Annotated in this window: 17 protein-coding genes; 12 read left to right on the top strand and 5 right to left on the bottom strand. The window is 65.8% G+C overall.

Annotated elements, in window-relative coordinates; genetic code table 11:
* Positions 1-12 precede the first annotated feature (12 nt).
* Both L0977_RS04825 and fba read left to right on the top strand, forming a co-directional pair.
* On the top strand, positions 13-1,206 hold the full coding sequence (locus L0977_RS04825; RefSeq protein WP_234263656.1) for a phosphoglycerate kinase: 1,194 nt from the start codon (positions 13-15) through the stop codon (positions 1,204-1,206).
* A gap of 209 nt (positions 1,207-1,415) precedes the next feature.
* On the top strand, positions 1,416-2,483 hold the full coding sequence (gene fba / locus L0977_RS04820) for a class II fructose-bisphosphate aldolase (protein ID WP_234263655.1): 1,068 nt from the start codon (positions 1,416-1,418) through the stop codon (positions 2,481-2,483).
* A 452-nt stretch (positions 2,484-2,935) separates the two neighbouring features.
* Here the strand turns inward: fba and L0977_RS04815 are convergent, their stop codons facing one another.
* From L0977_RS04815 to L0977_RS04805, 3 genes are all read right to left on the bottom strand, one after another.
* Positions 2,936-3,562 (bottom strand): c-type cytochrome, encoded by a 627-nt coding sequence (locus L0977_RS04815; RefSeq protein ID WP_234263654.1) that lies wholly within the window; start codon positions 3,560-3,562, stop codon positions 2,936-2,938.
* 67 nt (positions 3,563-3,629) lie between these two features.
* The gene (locus L0977_RS04810) at positions 3,630-4,910 is read right to left on the bottom strand and encodes an FCSD flavin-binding domain-containing protein (protein ID WP_234263891.1); all 1,281 of its coding nucleotides are present in this window, start codon (positions 4,908-4,910) and stop codon (positions 3,630-3,632) included.
* Between the two features lie 24 nt (positions 4,911-4,934).
* Positions 4,935-5,237 (bottom strand): c-type cytochrome, encoded by a 303-nt coding sequence (locus tag L0977_RS04805; protein ID WP_234263653.1) that lies wholly within the window; start codon positions 5,235-5,237, stop codon positions 4,935-4,937.
* A gap of 525 nt (positions 5,238-5,762) precedes the next feature.
* Between L0977_RS04805 and soxC the strand changes: the two genes are divergently transcribed.
* The 8 genes from soxC (at position 5,763) to soxB (ending at position 12,836) form a co-directional block, all read left to right on the top strand.
* Positions 5,763-7,106 carry a sulfite dehydrogenase gene (gene soxC / locus L0977_RS04800; RefSeq protein ID WP_234263652.1) on the top strand — a complete coding sequence of 448 codons (1,344 nt, stop codon included), beginning with the start codon at positions 5,763-5,765 and terminating at the stop codon, positions 7,104-7,106.
* A gap of 8 nt (positions 7,107-7,114) precedes the next feature.
* Positions 7,115-8,197 carry a c-type cytochrome gene (locus L0977_RS04795; RefSeq protein WP_234263890.1) on the top strand — a complete coding sequence of 361 codons (1,083 nt, stop codon included), beginning with the start codon at positions 7,115-7,117 and terminating at the stop codon, positions 8,195-8,197.
* An 81-nt stretch (positions 8,198-8,278) separates the two neighbouring features.
* Positions 8,279-8,617 (top strand): c-type cytochrome, encoded by a 339-nt coding sequence (locus L0977_RS04790; RefSeq protein ID WP_234263651.1) that lies wholly within the window; start codon positions 8,279-8,281, stop codon positions 8,615-8,617.
* Positions 8,618-8,648: 31 nt separating this feature from the next.
* Positions 8,649-9,104 (top strand): thiosulfate oxidation carrier protein SoxY, encoded by a 456-nt coding sequence (gene soxY / locus L0977_RS04785; RefSeq protein WP_234263650.1) that lies wholly within the window; start codon positions 8,649-8,651, stop codon positions 9,102-9,104.
* Positions 9,105-9,159: 55 nt separating this feature from the next.
* On the top strand, positions 9,160-9,471 hold the full coding sequence (soxZ, locus tag L0977_RS04780) for a thiosulfate oxidation carrier complex protein SoxZ (RefSeq protein ID WP_234263649.1): 312 nt from the start codon (positions 9,160-9,162) through the stop codon (positions 9,469-9,471).
* Between the two features lie 76 nt (positions 9,472-9,547).
* A complete protein-coding gene (gene soxA / locus L0977_RS04775; protein ID WP_234263648.1) occupies positions 9,548-10,348 on the top strand; it encodes a sulfur oxidation c-type cytochrome SoxA in 801 nt (266 codons plus the stop codon).
* A 17-nt stretch (positions 10,349-10,365) separates the two neighbouring features.
* Positions 10,366-11,025: a sulfur oxidation c-type cytochrome SoxX gene (gene soxX, locus L0977_RS04770; RefSeq protein ID WP_234263647.1), complete on the top strand. Its 660-nt coding sequence runs from the start codon at positions 10,366-10,368 to the stop codon at positions 11,023-11,025.
* 86 nt (positions 11,026-11,111) lie between these two features.
* Positions 11,112-12,836 carry a thiosulfohydrolase SoxB gene (gene soxB, locus L0977_RS04765; protein WP_234263646.1) on the top strand — a complete coding sequence of 575 codons (1,725 nt, stop codon included), beginning with the start codon at positions 11,112-11,114 and terminating at the stop codon, positions 12,834-12,836.
* 81 nt (positions 12,837-12,917) lie between these two features.
* On the opposite strand, the gene L0977_RS04760 is transcribed toward soxB, so the two are convergent.
* Both L0977_RS04760 and metK read right to left on the bottom strand, forming a co-directional pair.
* Positions 12,918-14,942, bottom strand: coding sequence for a PAS domain-containing sensor histidine kinase (locus tag L0977_RS04760; protein ID WP_234263645.1), 2,025 nt, complete (start codon positions 14,940-14,942; stop codon positions 12,918-12,920).
* 285 nt (positions 14,943-15,227) lie between these two features.
* Positions 15,228-16,409, bottom strand: coding sequence for a methionine adenosyltransferase (metK, locus tag L0977_RS04755; RefSeq protein ID WP_234263644.1), 1,182 nt, complete (start codon positions 16,407-16,409; stop codon positions 15,228-15,230).
* Between the two features lie 191 nt (positions 16,410-16,600).
* Here metK and L0977_RS04750 point away from each other — a divergent pair, with 191 nt between their 5' ends.
* Entirely contained in the window at positions 16,601-17,440 is an 840-nt protein-coding gene (locus L0977_RS04750) for a lysophospholipid acyltransferase family protein (protein ID WP_234263643.1), read from the top strand.
* Positions 17,441-17,482: 42 nt separating this feature from the next.
* Entirely contained in the window at positions 17,483-18,445 is a 963-nt protein-coding gene (locus L0977_RS04745; RefSeq protein ID WP_442786609.1) for a lysophospholipid acyltransferase family protein, read from the top strand.
* The last annotated feature ends 148 nt before the right edge of the window (positions 18,446-18,593 follow it).

Below are 18,593 nucleotides of genomic sequence, written 5' to 3'. Positions count from 1 at the left end.
GGAGGTCGGCTCATGAAGTTCCTCCGATTCAGCGATGTGTGCCGCAGCGGTTTTGCCCGCGATAAACGGGTCTTCATCCGCGCCGACCTGAACGTGCCGCAGGACGACGCCGGCCACATCACCGAAGACACCCGCATCCGCGCCTCGGTGCCCGCGATCCAGATGGCGCTGGACGCCGGCGCCGCGGTGATGGTCACCAGCCACCTGGGCCGCCCGACCGAAGGTGCGTTCAAACCCGAAGACTCGCTGGCCCCCGTGGCCGCCCGCCTGGGCGAACTGCTGGGCCGCCCGGTGCGCCTGGTGGCCGACTGGGTCGACGGCGCCTTTGACCTGCAGCCCGGCGAAGTCGTGCTGCTGGAAAACTGCCGCCTCAACAAGGGCGAGAAGAAAAACAGCCCCGAACTGGCGGCCAAGCTGGGCAAGCTGTGCGACATCTTCGTGCACGACGCCTTCGGCACCGCCCACCGCGCCGAAGGCACGACCTACGGCATCGCCGAAACCGCGCCCATCGCCTCGGCCGGCCCGCTGCTGGCCGCCGAAATGGACGCCATCGGCAAGGCCCTGGCCAACCCGAAGCGCCCGCTGGTCGCCATCGTCGCTGGCTCCAAGGTCTCGACCAAGCTCACCATCCTCCAGTCCCTCGCGAAGAACGTGGACGGCCTGATCGTCGGCGGTGGCATCGCCAACACCTTCATGCTCGCTGCCGGCCTGAAGATCGGCAAGAGCCTGGCCGAGCCCGACCTGCTGGGTGAAGCCACGGCCGTGATCGAAGCCATGAAGGCGCGCGGCGCCGAGGTACCGATCCCCGAAGACGTGGTCTGCGCCAAAGCCTTCGCGGCCGACGCGGAAGCCACGGTGAAGGCCGCCACCGACGTGGCCGACGACGACCTGATCCTGGACATCGGTCCCAAGACCGCGGCCAAGCTGGCACAGAAGCTCAAGCAGGCCGGCACCATCGTCTGGAACGGCCCGGTGGGCGTGTTCGAGTTCGCGGCCTTCGAGAACGGCACCAAAGTGATCGCGCAGGCGATCGCCGAATCGGATGCCTTCAGCATCGCCGGCGGTGGCGACACGCTGGCGGCGATTGCCAAGTACGGCATCGAGAAGGACGTGGGCTACATCTCCACCGGCGGTGGCGCCTTCTTGGAGGTGCTCGAAGGCAAGACGCTGCCGGCGTTCGAGGTGCTGGCGCGGCGGGCTCGGTGAAATATGCACCCCGCTTCTCGCCACTCCCGCGTCTGAAGCGGGTTTTCTCGTCACGCCCGCGAACGCGGGCGTCCACGGTCTTCCAAGACGCTCTACCGAGACCGACAGGGACTCCTGCATTCACGGGAATGACGAATCCACTCGGGCCCCGATGTCTCGCGCAGACGCCCACAGGCACGCCAAACGATCAACCCTCTCAAGGAACCCCCATGGCTCTCATCTCTCTTCGCCAGCTGCTCGACCACGCGGCCGAACACCACTACGGCCTGCCGGCCTTCAACGTCAACAACATGGAGCAGGTGCAGGCCATCATGCAGGCGGCCGCACAGGTGGACAGCCCGGTGATCTTGCAGGGCTCGGCGGGCGCGCGCTCTTACGCCGGCGAGCCCTTTCTGCGCCACCTGATCGCCGCCGCGATCGAGATGTACCCGCACATTCCGGTGTGCATGCACCAGGACCACGGCGCCACCCCGGGCGTGTGCTTCCGCTCCATCCAGTCCGGCTTCAGCTCGGTGATGATGGACGGCAGCCTGCTGGCCGATGGCAAGACGCCGTCGAGCTACGAATACAACGTCGCCACGACGAAACAGGTGGTGGACCTGGCCCACGCCTGCGGGGTGTCGGTCGAAGGCGAACTCGGTTGCCTGGGCTCGCTGGAAACCGGCAAGGCGGGTGAAGAGGACGGGCACGGCGCCGAAGGCGAGCTGGACCACTCCATGCTGCTGACCGACCCGGACGAGGCCGCCGACTTCGTGCGCAAGACCCAGGTCGACGCGCTGGCGATTGCCATCGGCACCAGCCACGGCGCCTACAAGTTCACCAGCAAGCCCAGCGGCAAGGTGCTGCGCATCGACCGCGTGAAGGAGATTCACCAGCGCATTCCCAATGTGCACCTGGTGATGCACGGTTCGTCCAGCGTGCCGGAAGACTGGCTGGCCATCATCAACCAGTACGGCGGCGACATGGGGCAGACCTACGGCGTGCCGGTGGAAGAGATCGTCGAAGGCATCAAGAACGGCGTGCGCAAGGTCAACATCGACACCGACCTGCGCATGGCCAGCACCGGCGCCATCCGCCAGCACCTGGCGCAAGACCGCAAGAACTTCGATCCGCGCAAGTTCTACAAGGAAGCTACCAAGGCCATGCAGGCGATCTGCGCCGCGCGCTACGAGGCCTTCGGCTCGGCCGGCATGGCGAGCAAGATCACGAAGGTACACAGCCTGGAGGCGATGCAGAAGCGCTACGACAAGGGCGAACTCGCCGCCCAAGTGGCCTGAGCGCGGCGAGGATCAGGGAGATCACCGGGCTGGGTGAGCTTGCTGGATTCCCGCCTGCGCGGGAATGACGGTGTCTGCGTGCCCTGACCCGCGCAGCGGCGGAGCGTGGGGGCTTCCGGGCCAGCCGCCGGGCCGCCCCCAGGCAGGCCCAGCCCCCTCGGGGGGCAGCGACCCGTGCAGCGGCGGAGCGTGGGGGCCGACGGGCCAGCCGCCGGGCCGTCCCAAGGCAGGCCCAGCCCCCTCGGGGAGCAGCGACCCGCGCAGCGGCGGAGCGTGGGGGCCGACGGGCCAGCCGCCGGGCCGTCCCAAGGCAGGCCCAGCCCCCTCAGGGAGCAGCGACCCGCACAGCGGCGGAGCGTGGGGGCTACCGGGCCAGCCGCCGGGCCGCCCCAAGGCAGGCCCAGCCCCCTCGGGGGGCAGCGACCCGCGCAGCGGCGGAGCGTGGGGGCTTCTTATTTACTGCTGACGTATTCCGCCACCGCCGCCATCTCCAGCTCGGTCATCTTCTCGACCACGGTGTGCATCACGGCGTTGTCGTTGGTCCGCTCGCGCTTGTGGAACTGCTTGAGCTGGGTGTGGATGTAGCCGGAGAACTGGCCCGCCAAGCGCGGCAGGTTGGCAGCGCCTTCGGCGGCCGTGCCGTGGCAGGCCACGCAGGCGGGCACGCCGCTGAACTTGTTGCCGTTGTGGAAGATGTAGCGCCCCATGGCGGCCAGTTGCGGGTCCTTGGCTTCTTCACGGGGGAGGCTCATCTTCTCGTAGTACCGGCCCAGGGCCAGCATCTCCTCGGGCGTGAGCTTGGCGACCATTTCGGCCATGGCCGTGCTCTTGCGCTTGCCGGTCTTGAAGGCGTCGAGCTGCTTGGCGATGTATTCGGCGTGCTGGCCGGCCAGGCGCGGAAAGATCTCGCTGGTCGACTCGCCCTGGGCACCGTGGCACAGGAAGCACGAGCCGCCCGCGATCTTCTTGGCCCGCGCTTCGTCGGCCTGGGCCCAGGCGGTGGCACCGGTCAGCAGCGCCGGCAGCAGGGCCAGGGCGCAGGCCAGGGGTCGGAGGGTCGGACGGGGAAACCCATTCATGGATAACTCTGTACGGATATAAGGCCGGTAAAAAAGCCCTGGCACGCGGCCAGGGCTGGCGATGCCATCAAGCCAGGGTGTCGGCCCAGATGTTGCGCGCCCAGGCGTGGGCGTAGCGGCCTTCGAGTTCGCTGGCCGCGCTGGAGACGCCACCGGCGCCGGCCACCGGCAGCATGGTCTTTTTCTCTGCGTCATAGCGGTGCACGCTGGCCACGTGCACCACGTCCTCGTCGGTCACGAAGCTGTAGCAGGTGTTGGCATACAGCGGCAGGGCAGGGGGCTCTTTGCCCTGCAGCAGCGAGACGACGGCGGCGGCGCAGGTCTTGCCATGCTGGTTGGCCATGTGGCCGGACTTGGGCATGGCGGGTGCGATCTGGATCGCGTCGCCGAGCACGTGGATGTTTTTCGCGGCCTTGGACTCGAAGGTCAGGAAGTCGACCTCGCACCAGCGGTTGTTGGCCGTGGCCAGGCCGGTCTTGACCGCGATGTCGCCCGCGCGCATGGTGGGCACGACGTTGGCGACGCTGGCCTTGAAGTCGTCGTTGAACTCGAACTTCAGGGTCAGGTTGGCGGCGTCGACATCGACCACCTTGTGTTTGGGGCGGTATTCGATGAGCCCCTTGTAGTGCTCGTCCCAGGCCTTGAGGAACAGGCCCTTCTTCGACTGGATGTCGTCGTTGGCGTCGAAGATGACCACCTTGCTCTTGGGTTTGGCCTTCTTGAAGTAGTTGGCCACCAGGCTGGCGCGTTCGTAGGGGCCGGGCGGGCAGCGGTACGGGGCCAGCGGGATCGACAGCGCGTACACGCCACCGTCGGGCATGGCTTCAAGCTGCTGGCGCAGGGCCACGGTCTGGGCGCCGGCCTTCCAGGCGTGCAGCACCTTGTCCTGCGCGCCTTCCTTGGCCATGCCGGGCAGGGTGTCCCACATGAAGTCGATGCCCGGCGAGACGATCAGCCGGTCGTAGCTGAGTTCACCGCCGCTGGCCAGCTGCACGGTGCGCTTGTCGGGGTCGATGCGGGCGACGCGGTCGCGCACCACCTTCACGCCGTGGCGTTTGGCGAGGTTGTCGTAGGGCGTGGTGACGTCGGCGATGGTCTTGCTGCCCTGCAGGACCAGGTTGGAGATCGGGCAGGACACGAAGGCCGGGTTGGGCTCGACCAGCGTGACACGGATGCTCTGGTCGGAAAACAGCCGGATGTACTTGGCCGCGGTGGCGCCACCGTAGCCCCCGCCGACCACCACCACGTGGGCACCGCTGCCCCCGGTGCTGGCGCAGCCGGCGGTCAGGCCGATGCCGGCCAGTGCCGAGCCGGCACCCAGGGTCTGAACAAATTGACGACGCTTCATCATGATCAGTGTTCCTCTCGTGGCTTATTTCTTCTGGGCGGCGAAGTACGCCGCGATCTGGCCCAACTGCTCGTCGGTGTACCCCTTGGAGAGCTGGTGCATGATGGTCGCGGGCTTGCGACCGGACTTGAAGTCCATCAGCTTCTGCACCAGTTCGTCCTTGTCTTTGCCGGCCAGCGATTCCATGCCGGTCTGTGCCCGGCCGTCCGTTCCGTGGCAGTTGGCGCAGGCTGCAGCCCAGACACGGACCTGATTGACCTGCGCCTGGGCAGCCAGGGCGGCGGTGCACAGCGCGCCGGCGGCGAGCCATTTCATCGTGGGGTTCATCGGGGGAGTCTCCTTGGGTCGAGTGGTGGAAAGTTGCTCGCGAAACTGTAGCGCATGCCACTGGATCCACAGCAGAATCAGTAGTTCTGCATATATCCATAAACCATACTAGCGCCGGTATCCCCACCACCAAACGGTGAAAACCCTAGCGGGGCGCCGGGGTGGCGAGGCCGTGCTGCCCGCCAGGTCGCCCCGGGGCAGAACCGGATCGATTCGGGTTTACACTAATCTATATATAGGCAATCAATCATATAGTTGTTGAAAACCATCAAACCCACGATCCGGAGACAAGCCTTGGAAGGTCAGCACGACGTGTTCGAGTCTGCCGCCCGTTGCTTCAGCGGGTTGGGCGAACCGACGCGTCTGCGCCTGCTCGTGCTGCACGTGCGGGGTGCTCAGGCGTGCTGCGTCCACCACGCCAGGCGCGCCACGGGCATGGCCCAGGCCCCTGTGTCCCGGCTCCGGGCCTGATGTACCAGGCCGGCCGGCCTTCTGTTTCCCCCGTCAATCACAAGGAACACACAAGTGTCTGATCAACTCGGTGACGTCATCGGACGCGTGCTGCCCGCGCCCGAAAATGGTCTGAGTACCGAGAAGCTGGAGGACGCCCGCAAGGCGCGCCGCCGCTTCATGGGCAAGGCCCTCGCCATGGGCGCGGGTGTCGCGGCTTCGGCCGGGGCGGCCACGCGGGCCCTCGCGGCCGAGGGCGAGGACGCCATCCTCAAGCTGCCGGCACACACCACCGGGCTGGGCCAGGCGGTGGCCACCGACGGCTACGGCAAGCCCAGCCAGTGGGAGGCCAACCTCCAGCGCCGCCAGAGCCCGGGGCTGACGCGGGTGAACCAGGCGTCGGTGAGCTTCACGCCCTTGCAAGGGCTGTTCGGCATCATCACGCCCAGCGGCTTGCACTTCGAGCGCCACCACCAGGGCTGGTGGGACATCGACCCGTCGCAGCACCGTCTGATGGTCAACGGCCTGGTCAAGCGCGAGCGCGTGTTCACCATGGACGACCTGATGCGCCTGCCCAGCGTCTCGCGCATCCACTTCATTGAATGTGGTGCCAACTCGGCCACCGAGTGGGGCAATGTGGCGGTGCCGACGGTGCAGTACACGCACGGCATGATCAGCTGCTCGGAGTTCACCGGGGTGCTGCTGTCGACGCTGCTGGAGATGTGCGGCATCGACAAGAAGAAGGCGCGGTACGTGCTGGCCGAAGGGGCCGACGGCTCGTCGATGACGCGCACGATCGACATCGAGCGCGCGATGGACGACTGCATCGTGGCCTGGGGCATGAACGGCGAGATGCTGCGTCCCGAAAACGGTTACCCGTTGCGGCTGGTGGTGCCGGGGATCCAGGGTGTGAGCTGGGTCAAGTACCTGCGCCGCATCGAGGTGGGCGATGAGAAGTACGCCACCAAGGACGAGGCGGTGCACTACATCGACCACATGCCCGACGGCACCCACCGCCAGTACACCGGCATCCAGGAGTGCAAGAGCGTGATCACCACGCCGTCCGGTGGGCAGATGCTGCTGGACAAGGGGTACTACAACGTGACCGGCCTGGCCTGGTCGGGTCGCGGCGCGATCAAGCGGGTGGACGTGAGCGTGGACGGTGGCCGCAACTGGCGCACCGCGCGCCTGGAAGGGCCGATTCTCCCCAAGGCGCTGACGCGTTTCAACATCGACTGGGTGTGGGACGGCAAACCCGCCGTGCTGCAAAGCCGCGCCATCGACAGCACCGGCTACGTGCAACCCAAGATCAACCAGCTGCGCGCCGTGCGGGGTACCCGCTCGGTCTACCACCAGAACGCCATCCAGAGCTGGCTGGTGTCCGAAAACGGTGAAGTCTCCAACGTGCAGGTGTACTGATGAACGCGATGTTGTTTTCCTCTTTCCGGGTGCTGGTCGCGGCATCGGCCCTCGCCTTGGGTGTGCAGGCCGCGCAGGCCCAGTCCCGCCCCTGGGACACCATCGGCCGCGACGCCACGCGCGCCGAGGTGAAGGCCTGGGACATCGATGTGCGGCCCGATTTCAAGGGGCTGCCGGCGGGTTCGGGCACGGTCTCGCGCGGTGAGACCGTGTGGGAAGGCAAGTGCGCGTCCTGCCACGGTGCCTTCGGCGAGTCCAACGAGGTGTTCACACCCATCATTGGCGGTACCACGCGCAAGGACATCGAAACCGGCCGCGTTGCGGCGCTGGTGGCGGGCAATCCGTCGGCCCCGCAGAAGACCACGATGATGAAGGTCGCCACGCTCTCGACGCTGTGGGACTACATCAACCGCGCCATGCCCTGGAACGCGCCCAAGTCGCTGAGCGCCGACGACGTGTACGCCGTCACCGCGTACCTGCTCAACCTGGCCGAGGTGGTGCCCGCCGACTTCACCCTCAGCGACAAGAACATCGCCGAGGTGCAAAAGCGCATGCCCAACCGCAACGGCATGGTGTTCTACGAACCGCTGTGGAAAGCCTCGGGCAAGGGCGACGTGAAGAACGTGGCCTGCATGAAGAACTGCGAGGTCGATCCCAAAGTGCATTCGAGCCTGCCCGGTTTTGCGCGTGACGCCCACGGCAATATCCTGGAGCAGAACCGCGTGATCGGACCGGTGCGCGGCGCAGACACCTCGCAGCCACCGCCGAAGGGGCCGGTCGGCAGCGCTCCGCCGCCGAAGGCCGTGGTCGTGGCCGCGGCGGCGCCCGCCGGGGGTGTGGACGCCAAAGCCCTGCTCAACAGCAACAGCTGCACCGCCTGCCATGGGGTCAAGAGCAAGATCGTGGGACCGGGCTTCAACGAGATTGCCGCCAAACACAAAGGCCGGGCCGATCTGGAGGCCTACCTGATGGGCAAGATCCGCAACGGCGGCGAGGGCGTCTGGGGGGCGGTGCCGATGCCGCCACAGGCCCAGGTGGGGGAGGCCGACGCCAAGGCCATCGCCCAGTGGATCGCTGCCGGCGCACCCTGAGCGGATCAAAAATCCCTATTCACAAATATTCGGAATTAATCGTTTACCCCGTACCTGTTTTTCCTAGGAGTGCCTAAGCTTATGAACATGAACACGAAGTCGCTCGCCGCGCTGCTGGCTTTGCTGGGGGCCGCTGCGTCTGCCCACGCCGTCGACGCCGTGGCGGCCAAAGCCCTGGCGAGCAAGAGCGCCTGCCTGGCCTGCCATGCGGCCGACAAGAAGCTGGTGGGGCCTTCGTACAAAGAGGTGATGGCCAAGCACCAGGGCCAGGCCGACGCCGTGGCCAAGGTGGCGGCACGCATCAAGTCGGGTGGTTCCGGCATGTACGGGCCCGTGCCGATGCCGCCGCAGCCGAACCTCAAGGACGACGAGCTCAAGCTGCTGGCCGAATGGGTGCTCGCCGGTGCCCCTGACAAGTAAACTTCCCGCCCTATTTCATAAGGAGTTCATCATGAACCAATCCCGTCGCCAAGCACTCAAGACCTCCGGTGCCTTTGCCACGCTGGTGTCGCTGGGCATCGTGACCCAGAGCCAGGCCCAGGCTGCGATCGACCAGGTCAACTTCCAGGGCAAGTCGCTGGAAGAGGCCCTCAAGGCCATCGGTGGCCAACCGGCCTCCAGCGACCAGATCACCGTGGTGTCTCCGGACATCGCTGAAAACGGTGCCGTGGTTCCCGTGGGCGCCACCAGCAAGCTGCCCAACACGACCGAGATCTATCTCATCGTCGAAAAGAACCCGACCCCGCTGGCTGCCGCCTTCATGATCCCGGCGGGCACCGCTTCCGAAGTGCAGACGCGTCTGAAGATGGGCCAGAGCACCAACGTGGTGGCGGTCGTCAAGGCCGACGGCAAGCTGTATTCGGCCGTCAAGGAAACCAAGGTCACGCTCGGCGGTTGCGGCGGCTGAACGCCGCCCCGCGTGTTCACCATTCCCTTTCCAGATACCGATTCAGGAGTCCCTCATGGCTGATCCGATGCGCATCCGCGCCGCCCTTTCCGGCGAAGAAACCACCGTCCGCGTGCTGATGTCCCACCCCATGGAACCCGGCACCCGCAAGGACGCATCCGGGGCGCTGATCCCGGCGCACTTCATCAAGGACGTCGAAGCCACGCACAACGGCAAGACCGTGCTCAAGGCCGTGTTCAGCGGCGCCGTGTCCCAGAACCCGTTCCTGTCCTTCAAGTTCAAGGGCGGGGCCAAGGGCGACAAGATCGTCGTCAAGTGGGTCGACAACAAGAGCGACTCGCGCACCGACGAAGCCGCCATCGCCTGACCGGGCCGGGCGGTTCATGCGGCCAGCCACGCAAGTTGCTGGCCGTTTGTTTTTCATCACAACAAGGAGACCCCAGATGAAACGCAAAGTGGTGGTGCTGGCCACGCTGGCGGTGGCATGTGCCGGAGGAGCCCAGGCGCAGGATGCGACGGCCGACGGGATTGCCAAGTACCGGGAAATGCTGCAGGACGGCAACCCGGCCGAGCTGTTCGAGATGAAGGGCGAGGAGCTCTGGAAGCAGAAACGCGGGCCGAAGAACGCGTCCCTGGAGCGCTGCGACCTGGGCAAAGGCCCGGGCGTGCTCGAAGGCGCTTTTGTCGAACTGCCGCGCTACTTCAAGGACACGGGGCGCGTCATGGACATGGAGACGCGCCTGATCCATTGCATGGAGACCCTGCAGGGCTTCAATGGCGCCGAGGTCATGAAAACCCCGTTCGGCCGTGGCGAGATGGCCAACGTCACCGCGCTGGCGACCTATGTGGCCACGCAGTCCAAGGGCATGCACTTCAACCTGCCCCAGAACACGGCGCAGGAAAAGACCATGTACGAAGTGGGCAAGCGCCTGTTCTTCATGCGGGGCGGCCCGCACGACTTTTCCTGCGCATCCTGTCACGGCGAAGAAGGCAAACGCATCCGCCTGCAGGACCTGCCCAACCTGACCAAGAACCCGGGCGACGGCGTGGGCTTTGCCGCCTGGCCGGCCTATCGCGTGTCCAACGCGCAGATGTGGGGCATGCAGTTGCGGCTGAACGACTGCTACCGGCAGCAACGCTTTCCCGAGCCCAAGTTCGGCAGCGACGCGACCATCGCGCTCGGTGTCTACATGGGCGTGAACGCCAAGGGGGCCGAGTCCATCGTGCCCGCCATTAAGCGCTGAGGCCGGAGGAGATTCGCATGAAACACACCCCAACCATCGTCTCCCTGGCGGGCGCATCCGTGCTGGCACTGGGCCTGAGCGCCTGCGGTTCGTCCGGTGGCACCGCCGACCACGACCGCATCACGGCCGACGTCGTCAAGGCCTCGTTCCAGGACCGGGGCATTGCCAAGGTCGACCGCCTGGTCCAGGACGACGCCAACCGCGAATGCGCGGCTGCCGATGTGGCGCGCAAGCCCATCGACGAAAAGGTGGCCAAGGCCATCGAGGCGGCCGAGATGAAGACCATGAAATGGCCTTCGGACGGCAAGTTCATCGGCGACTGGAAAGAGGGCGAGAAGATCGCCCAGAGCGGCCGTGGCCTGACCTGGTCCGACAATGAGAAGACGGTCAATGGCGGCAACTGCTACAACTGCCACCAGATCAGCAAGGAGGAAATCTCCTTCGGCACGCTGGGCCCGAGCCTGTACAACTACGGCAAGCTGCGTGGCGTGACCGACCCGAGCGCCGAAGCCTCCAAGGCCATCGTCGAGTACACCTGGGGCAAGCTGTGGAACTCGCGTGCCTACAACGCCTGTTCGCAGATGCCGCGCGTGGGGCACAAGGGCATCCTGAACGAAGCCCAGCTCAAGGACGTGATGGCGCTGTTGCTGGATCCGAAGTCGCCGGTCAACCGGTGATCTGGCCGGCCGCATCTGCCCGTGCAGGTGCGGCCTTCCGGTTTTTTTTGCGTCGAATATCAGTCATCAATTGAAAAGGAATGTTTATGAGCTTCAGCCGTCGTGAATTCATGCAGGTGCTGGCCGTGGCGAGCGCGGGCGGCATGGCCCTGGATCACAAGGACGTGCTGGCGGCCAAGCCCGGTGCCGGTCAGGCGCTGTACGACCTGCCCAAATTCGGCAACGTCAGCTTCCTGCACTTCACCGACTGCCACGCGCAGCTGATGCCGATCCACTTCCGCGAGCCCAACGTGAACCTGGGGGTGGGTGAGGCGGTGGGGCGCCCGCCGCACATCGTGGGCGAGGCGATGCTCAAGCACTACGGCATCCGCCCCGGCACGGCGCAGGCGCATGCCTTCACGTACCTGAATTTCGAGAAGGCCGCGCGGACCTACGGCAAGGTGGGCGGCTTTGCGCACCTGGCCACGCTGGTGAAGATGCTCAAGGCCGACCGCCCGCACGCGCTGCTGCTCGACGGGGGCGACACCTGGCAGGGTTCGGCCACCTCGCTGTGGACCAACGGCCAGGACATGATCGACGCGTGCAAGCTGCTCGGGGTGAACATGATGACACCCCACTGGGAGTTCACCTTCGGCGCCCAGCGCGTGCAGGAGGTGGTGGAGAAGGACTTCAAGGGCCACATTGAATTCCTGGCACAGAACATCAAGACCACCGACTTCGAGGACCAGGTTTTCAAGCCCTACGCGCTGCGCGAGATGAACGGCGTGAAGGTGGCGGTGATCGGCCAGGCTTTCCCGTACACCCCCATCGCCAACCCGCGCTACATGGTGCCCGACTGGACCTTCGGCATCCAGGACGAGCACATGCAGAAGATGGTCGACCAGGCGCGCGGCGAGGGCGCCCAGGCCGTGGTCGTGCTCTCGCACAACGGCATGGACGTGGACATCAAGATGGCCTCGCGCGTGCGGGGCATCGACGCCGTGCTCGGTGGCCACACCCATGACGGCATGCCGGCGCCGGTGATCGTGAAGAACGCCGGCGGCCAGACGCTGGTGACCAATGCCGGCTCCAACGGCAAGTTCCTGGCGGTGCTGGACTTCGACGTGCGCGGCGGCAAGGTGCAGGACTTCCGCTACAAGCTGCTGCCGGTGTTCGCCAACCTCCTGCCCGCCGACGCGGCCATGCAGGCCCTGATCGACAAGGTGCGTGCGCCCTACAAGGACAAGCTGGAAGAGCAACTGGCCGTCACCGAGGACCTGCTGTACCGCCGCGGCAATTTCAACGGTTCGTGGGACCAGCTCATCTGCGAAGCCCTGATGGAGGTCAAGGGGGCCGACATGTCCTTCTCGCCCGGGGTGCGCTGGGGCACGTCGCTGCTGCCGGGGGAGGCCATCACCTACGAGCGCATGATGGACCAGATGGCCCTGACCTACCCGGCGACCACGCTCAACGAGTTCACCGGAACGCAGATCAAGGAGATCATGGAAGATGTGTGCGACAACATCTTCAACCCCGATCCGTACTACCAGCAGGGCGGCGACATGGTCCGTGTCGGCGGCATGACCTACAGCTGCACGCCCAACGCGCCTGTCGGCCAGCGCATCAACAACATGATGCTCAAGGGCAAGCCCATCGAGGCCGACAAAAAATACAAGGTGGCAGGCTGGGCGTCGGTGCAGCAAGGTGCGCAGGGCGAGCCCATCTGGGACGTGGTCTCGGGCTACCTGCGCAACAAGAAGGTGATCAAGGGCGTCAAGGTCAACACGCCGGCGCTGGTGGGCATGCAGGGCAACCCCGGCATGGTGGTCTGAGCACCGCCGGCTTCCCAGCAAAAAGCCCATTCGCTGTTGGCGAATGGGCTTTTTTTGTGGAGATACTCGGGCCTTGGCGTCTCAGAGCGGCAGCTCGGCCATGGTCGAACTGGGGAATTCCAGCTCGGCATCCAGGCCTTCGAACGGCAGCGTGAAGTAGAACGTGCAGCCCTCATTGGGTGAGGTCTCCGCCCAGATGCGCCCGCCGTGGCGTTCGATGATGCGCTGCGACAAGGCCAAACCGGTGCCCGTGCCTTCAAAGTCCATCGAGTGGTGCTGGCGCTGGAACATCACGAACAGGTTGTGCGCCTTGGTCAGGTCGAAGCCGACGCCGTTGTCGTTCACGTAGAAGGTGCGTCCGCCCACGGGGTTGACGCGCCAGCCGATCTCGATGCGGGCCTGCTCGCGGGTGCGGGTGTATTTGACCGAGTTTTCCAGCAGGTTGGTGAACACCTCGGCCAGCAGCATGGCGTCGCCGCGGACCACGGGCAGGTCTTCTTCCAGCACCCATTCGATGGTGCGCGTCGCGTGTTCCTGCCGGAGGTGGCCGATGACACCGTCGACCAGGGGCTTGAGCGGCACCGGCTGCGACTCGATGTTCACGCGGCCGAGTCGGGCGTATTCGAGCAGGCCTTCAATCATCAGGCTCATGCGCTTGCTGGCCTTGACGATGGAGCCCAGGTACTGCTGGCTGATCGGGTCCGGGTGGCCGCTCATCTGTTCCTGCAACAGCGTCACGAAGCTGCTGATGTGGCGCAGCGGTGCGCGCAGGTCGTGCGACACCATGTGCGAGAACACGTCCAGATCCTTGTTGGCAGCCACCAGCTGCTGCGTGCGCTCGGCCACGCGCTGCTCCAGCTCGCGGTTGAGGTCGTTCATCACGTCCTCCAGGCTCTTGGCGGCGGTCATGTCGCGCGTGATGCTCGACAGGCCCTGCAGGTCACCGGCCTCGTTGCGCAGGGCGGTCAGCACGGTGTGGGCCCAGAACCGGGAGCCATCGTCGCGCAGGCGCCAGCCCCGGGTCTCCCACTGGCCATGGGTCTTGGCCAGGCGCAGCACCTGGTCCGGGTCGGTTTCGTCTTCTCCCGCGTTGTCGGCCGCCAGCAGGTGCTTGTAGGACTTGCCGACGATCTCCGCCTTGCCATGCCCGTGCATGCGCTGGGCGCTTTCGCTCCATTCGGTGATGCGGCCTTCCTCGTCGACGAAATAGATGCAGTAATCGTGAATCGCATCCACCATCAGGCGGAAGCGCTGCTCGCTCTGGAACAACTCGGCCGTGCGTTCGCGCACGTGCTCTTCAAGGTCGCGATTGGCTTCGAGCACAAACTCTTCGGTCTGGCGGCGTTCCGAGATGTCGTGCTGCTCGATGAAGATGCCCACGACCTCGCCGTTGTCCATGTCGGGTAGGTAGTGCACTTCGTAGAAGTGGCGGGTGCCGTCCGTCCACTGGCGCTCGGCTTCAAAGTTCTGCGGCTGTCCGCTCAAAGCCTGGGCCACGTGGGGCAGGATCTCCGGCAGCAGTTCCGGCGGGACGAGCTGGCTCAGGTGGCTGCCCACCATTTCGGGGGGTGTCTTGCCACTGCGCGCCGCATGCGCGGTGTTGCTGTAGCGGCAGATCAGGTCCTTGTCGTAATAGGCCAGGTGGGTCGGAATGCGGTTGATGAAGGTCTGCAGGAACCGGTCGTGCGCAGCCAGGCGTTGTTCCACGCCCTTGCGCTCGCTGATGTCCATGAGGGTGGAGTTGCTGCAGACGAACCGGCCGCCGGCGTCGAGCGTGGGCACGGAGGTCAGCAGGGCCTGCACGCGGCCACCGCCTTTGCAGCACAGCTCCAGCTCGACCGGCGGGGCCGGCAGCTGTTCGGTGAGTGCCTGTGCATGCAACTGCAGGGCAGGGTGTCCGGCCGCGTCGACATGGTCCAGCAGACAGGTTTGCACCAGCTCGGGGGCTTCGTAGCCGAGCCAGCGCAATAGCGTGCCGTTGACGCGCACGAGACGCAGGTCGGTGTCGAAAGACAGCAGACCGCAGGGGGCTTGATCGTAAAGGGCCAGGGTTTGCGCAGCCGCGTCAGAGGCGAGGGGGCTGTCTGGGCAGACAGGGTCATCCATGTTCGGTGCTCCGGATCGTTGCGTGGCAGGCAAGCATGCCTGTTCGTGGCATATCGGATGATTCCGGCCAAACTTCAGTCTAGGCAAGCCGGGATATGAAGGGGTTTCTACCCGGTTTTCCCCATGTTGGGGAGCGCAATACTTGATCTCGGGATGGGGGTATCGGGTGCCGGTCGGTAGCCCCGGAAAGAAGCCCGGCCTGCCGGTATCGCCGACAGGCCGGGCTTTTCAGGCGGACGCCCGGCGGCTACCGGGGGGGGCGCCCGGGTCCGACAGGCGGTCGGTTCAGAGGCCTGCCGATGCGCGCAGTGCAGCGGCCTTGTCCGTGCGCTCCCAGCTGAACTCGGGCTCTTCGCGGCCGAAGTGGCCATAGGCCGCGGTCTTGGCGTAGATCGGGCGCAGCAGGTCCAGCATCTGGATGATGCCTTTCGGGCGCAGGTCGAAGTGCTCCTGCACCAGTTGGGCGATCTGCTCGTCGGGGATGACGCCAGTGCCTTCGGTGTAGACGGTCACGTTCATCGGGCGCGCCACGCCGATGGCGTAGGCGACCTGGATCTGGCACTGGCGCGCCAGGCCGGCGGCCACCACGTTCTTGGCCACGTAGCGCGCGGCGTAGGCGGCCGAGCGGTCCACCTTCGACGGATCCTTGCCCGAGAAGGCACCGCCGCCGTGCGGGCAGGCGCCGCCGTAGGTGTCGACGATGATCTTGCGGCCGGTCAGGCCACAGTCGCCTTGCGGGCCACCGATGACGAAGCGGCCGGTCGGGTTGATCAGGTACTTGGTGTCCTGCAGCCATTCCTTGGGCAGCACCGGCTTGATGATCTCCTCGATCACGGCGTCGATGAAGCTCTGCTTCATCTTGGTCGCCGTCTCGGATTGGTCAGGGCTGTGCTGGGTCGACAGCACCACGGTGTCGATGCTGTGCGGTTTGCCGTCCACGTAGCGCATCGTGACCTGGCTTTTGGCGTCCGGGCGCAGGAAAGGCAGGCGGCCGTCCTTGCGCAGTTGGGCCTGGCGTTCCACCAGGCGGTGCGCGTAGTAGATCGGCGCGGGCATGAGCTCGGGCGTCTCGTCGCAGGCGTAGCCGAACATCAGGCCCTGGTCACCGGCGCCGATGTTGAGGTGATCGTCACTGGCGTGGTCCACGCCCTGGGCGATGTCGTTGCTCTGCTTGTCATAGGCCACCAGCACCGCGCAGCCCTTGTAGTCGATGCCGTACTCGGTGTTGTCGTAGCCGATGCGCTTGATCGTGTCGCGCGCGACCTGGATGTAGTCGACGTGCGCGTTGGTGGTGATCTCGCCGGCCAGCACCACCAGACCGGTGTTGGTCAGCGTCTCGGCGGCCACGCGGCTGCGCGGGTCCTGCTCGAAGATGGCATCCAGGATGGCGTCGGAAATCTGGTCGGCCACCTTGTCGGGATGGCCTTCGGAAACAGATTCGGACGTGAAGAGAAAATCGCTCGCCATATAAACTCCAGAGAAGGTGAATCGGCGTTGCCGGTCTTTCTGAGTTCGGCGAACGCTTTAGCGGTATTTGTGAATCGCCCCGCAATCAGTTCAGCAACTCGGCGATGTCTCCATTCTAATCAAGCTTGTGGCGCCGTGCGTGCTGGCCTCCTGAGCCAGCCCTTGCCGGACACCCTGTTTCCATCTCGGTCTTGAACTTCGTTGTTGCCCTGTTTCGCACCGTCGCGCGGTGCCCGTTGGTCCTGTTGCACGGGGCCGGCTGGTGTGTGGGCTGGATCACGTTCCTGTCGTCCCCGCGCTACCGGCGCCGGTTGCTGGCCAATGCGCGGCAGGCAGGCTATGGGTGGCGTGTGGCCAGGTCTGCCGTGGGTGAGGCTGGCAAGATGGCGCTGGAGATTCCCCGGCTGTGGCTGGGGGCGCCCGTGCCCTTGCGCTGGGACGGTGCCGAACTGATCGAAGCCGTGCAGGCCTCCGGTCAGGGGGTGCTGTTCATGACGCCCCACATGGGCTGCTTCGAGGTCACGGCGCAGGCTTATGCCGAACGTTTCGGCAGTCAGCGCCCGATGACGGTCCTGTTCCGTCCCGCGCGCCAGCCCTGGTTGCGTGAGCTGATGGCACAGTCCCGCCAACGGCCCGGTCTGCTGACCGCGCCCACGTCGCTGGCGGGGGTGAAGCAACTGATCAAGGCGCTGAAGGCCGGCGACACGGTCGGGCTGTTGCCGGACCAGGTGCCGCCTGCCGGGCAAGGAGTCTGGGCGCCTTTCTTCGGACGCGAGGCCTACACCATGACCCTGTCGGCGCGCTTGGTGCACAGCGGCCAGGCGAGGTTGCTGTTCGCCTGGGGCGAGCGCTTGCCCTGGGGGCAGGGCTATGTGGTTCGCGTCCGCGGACTGGAAAACCTGCTAGACGGGGCCTTGGAGGACGATCCTGGCCTGGCGGCGGCCCAGATCAACCGAGCCATGGAGCGCCTGGTTGCCGAGCAGCCTGCGCAGTACCTGTGGTCGTACAACCGGTACAAGGCGCCGGCATGACCTTGCCCTGCGCAACGCCGTGTCCGGCCGAAGATTGGCAGAATGTCGCTCCCGCCGTCAGTCCCATGGCCTTTTTCCGTTTCCTCGCCTGATCGCCGCATGCCCCGCCCGACTGCCCAGAGATTTTCCTTGACCAATCAGTTGGGGTTGGGCGCCATGAGATTGCTGTCGCGCTGGCCGCTGGGCTGGGTGCGGGCCCTCGGGTGGCTGGGTGGCTGGGTGTTGTACGCGCTGGCCGGTCGCCGGCGACGCATCGCCGAAACCAACTGGGCGCTGTGTTTCCCCGAGGATGAGCCGGCAGCACGCCGGCGTGCCGTGCGGCGCCACTTTGTGCTGTTTTTTCAGGCCTGGCTCGACCGCAGCTGGCTGTGGGAGGCGTCGCCGGAAACGGTTCGGCGGCGTTTGCGGCTGGTGGGGGATCCGTCGGTGCTCGCGTCGTCCGAGCCGACCGTGCTGTTCGCGCCGCACTTCGTCGGCATGGACGCTGGCTGGATCGCGCTCACCGCCCTGGTCGATCGCAAATTCTGCGGCATCTACGCGCGGCAGCAGAACCCCGACATCGACCGCTGGATGGCGCGTGGGCGGCAGCGCTTCGGCGAGCCGCACATCGTGGCCAAGAATGCGGGCCTCAAAGCCATGGTTTCCGCTCTGCGGGCCGGGGAGCCGCTGTACCTGCTGCCCGACATGGACTATGGACCTCGCGATTCCGTGTTCGTGCCGTTTTTCGGACAGACCGCCGCCACCATTCCTTCACTGTCGCGTTTTGCGCGCATGGCACGCGGGCGGGTGGTGCCGGTGGTGGCACGCATGACGCGCGATGGTTACGAGGTGACCGTGCATGCGCCCTGGGAGCACTTTCCCACTGACGACTTCGTGGCCGATACCGCCGAGATGAATCGGCGCCTGGAGGGGTTCATCCGGCTGCACCCCGAGCAGTATTACTGGGTGCACAAGCGTTTCAAGACGCGCCCGCCGGGCAGTCCGTCTCCTTACAGCTCGGACTGATCCGGTCGGTGCCTGGGCGCCGGGAGGGGCTTGTATCTTCATATCTGACTGGCGCGGTAGAGTGTGGCCGCCGTTGAGGCGGCCAGACCGGCCCGTGCAGTTTGGTAGCGGCTGGGGTGATCGAGCCCGTGACTGAGTACAGAACGCA

This window comes from Hydrogenophaga sp. NFH-34 (genome assembly GCF_021401345.1).
Lineage (GTDB): Bacteria > Pseudomonadota > Gammaproteobacteria > Burkholderiales > Burkholderiaceae_C > Hydrogenophaga > Hydrogenophaga electricum.
Note: the sequence above shows the minus strand (reverse complement) of the source record. Positions and strands in the feature narration are given on the sequence as shown.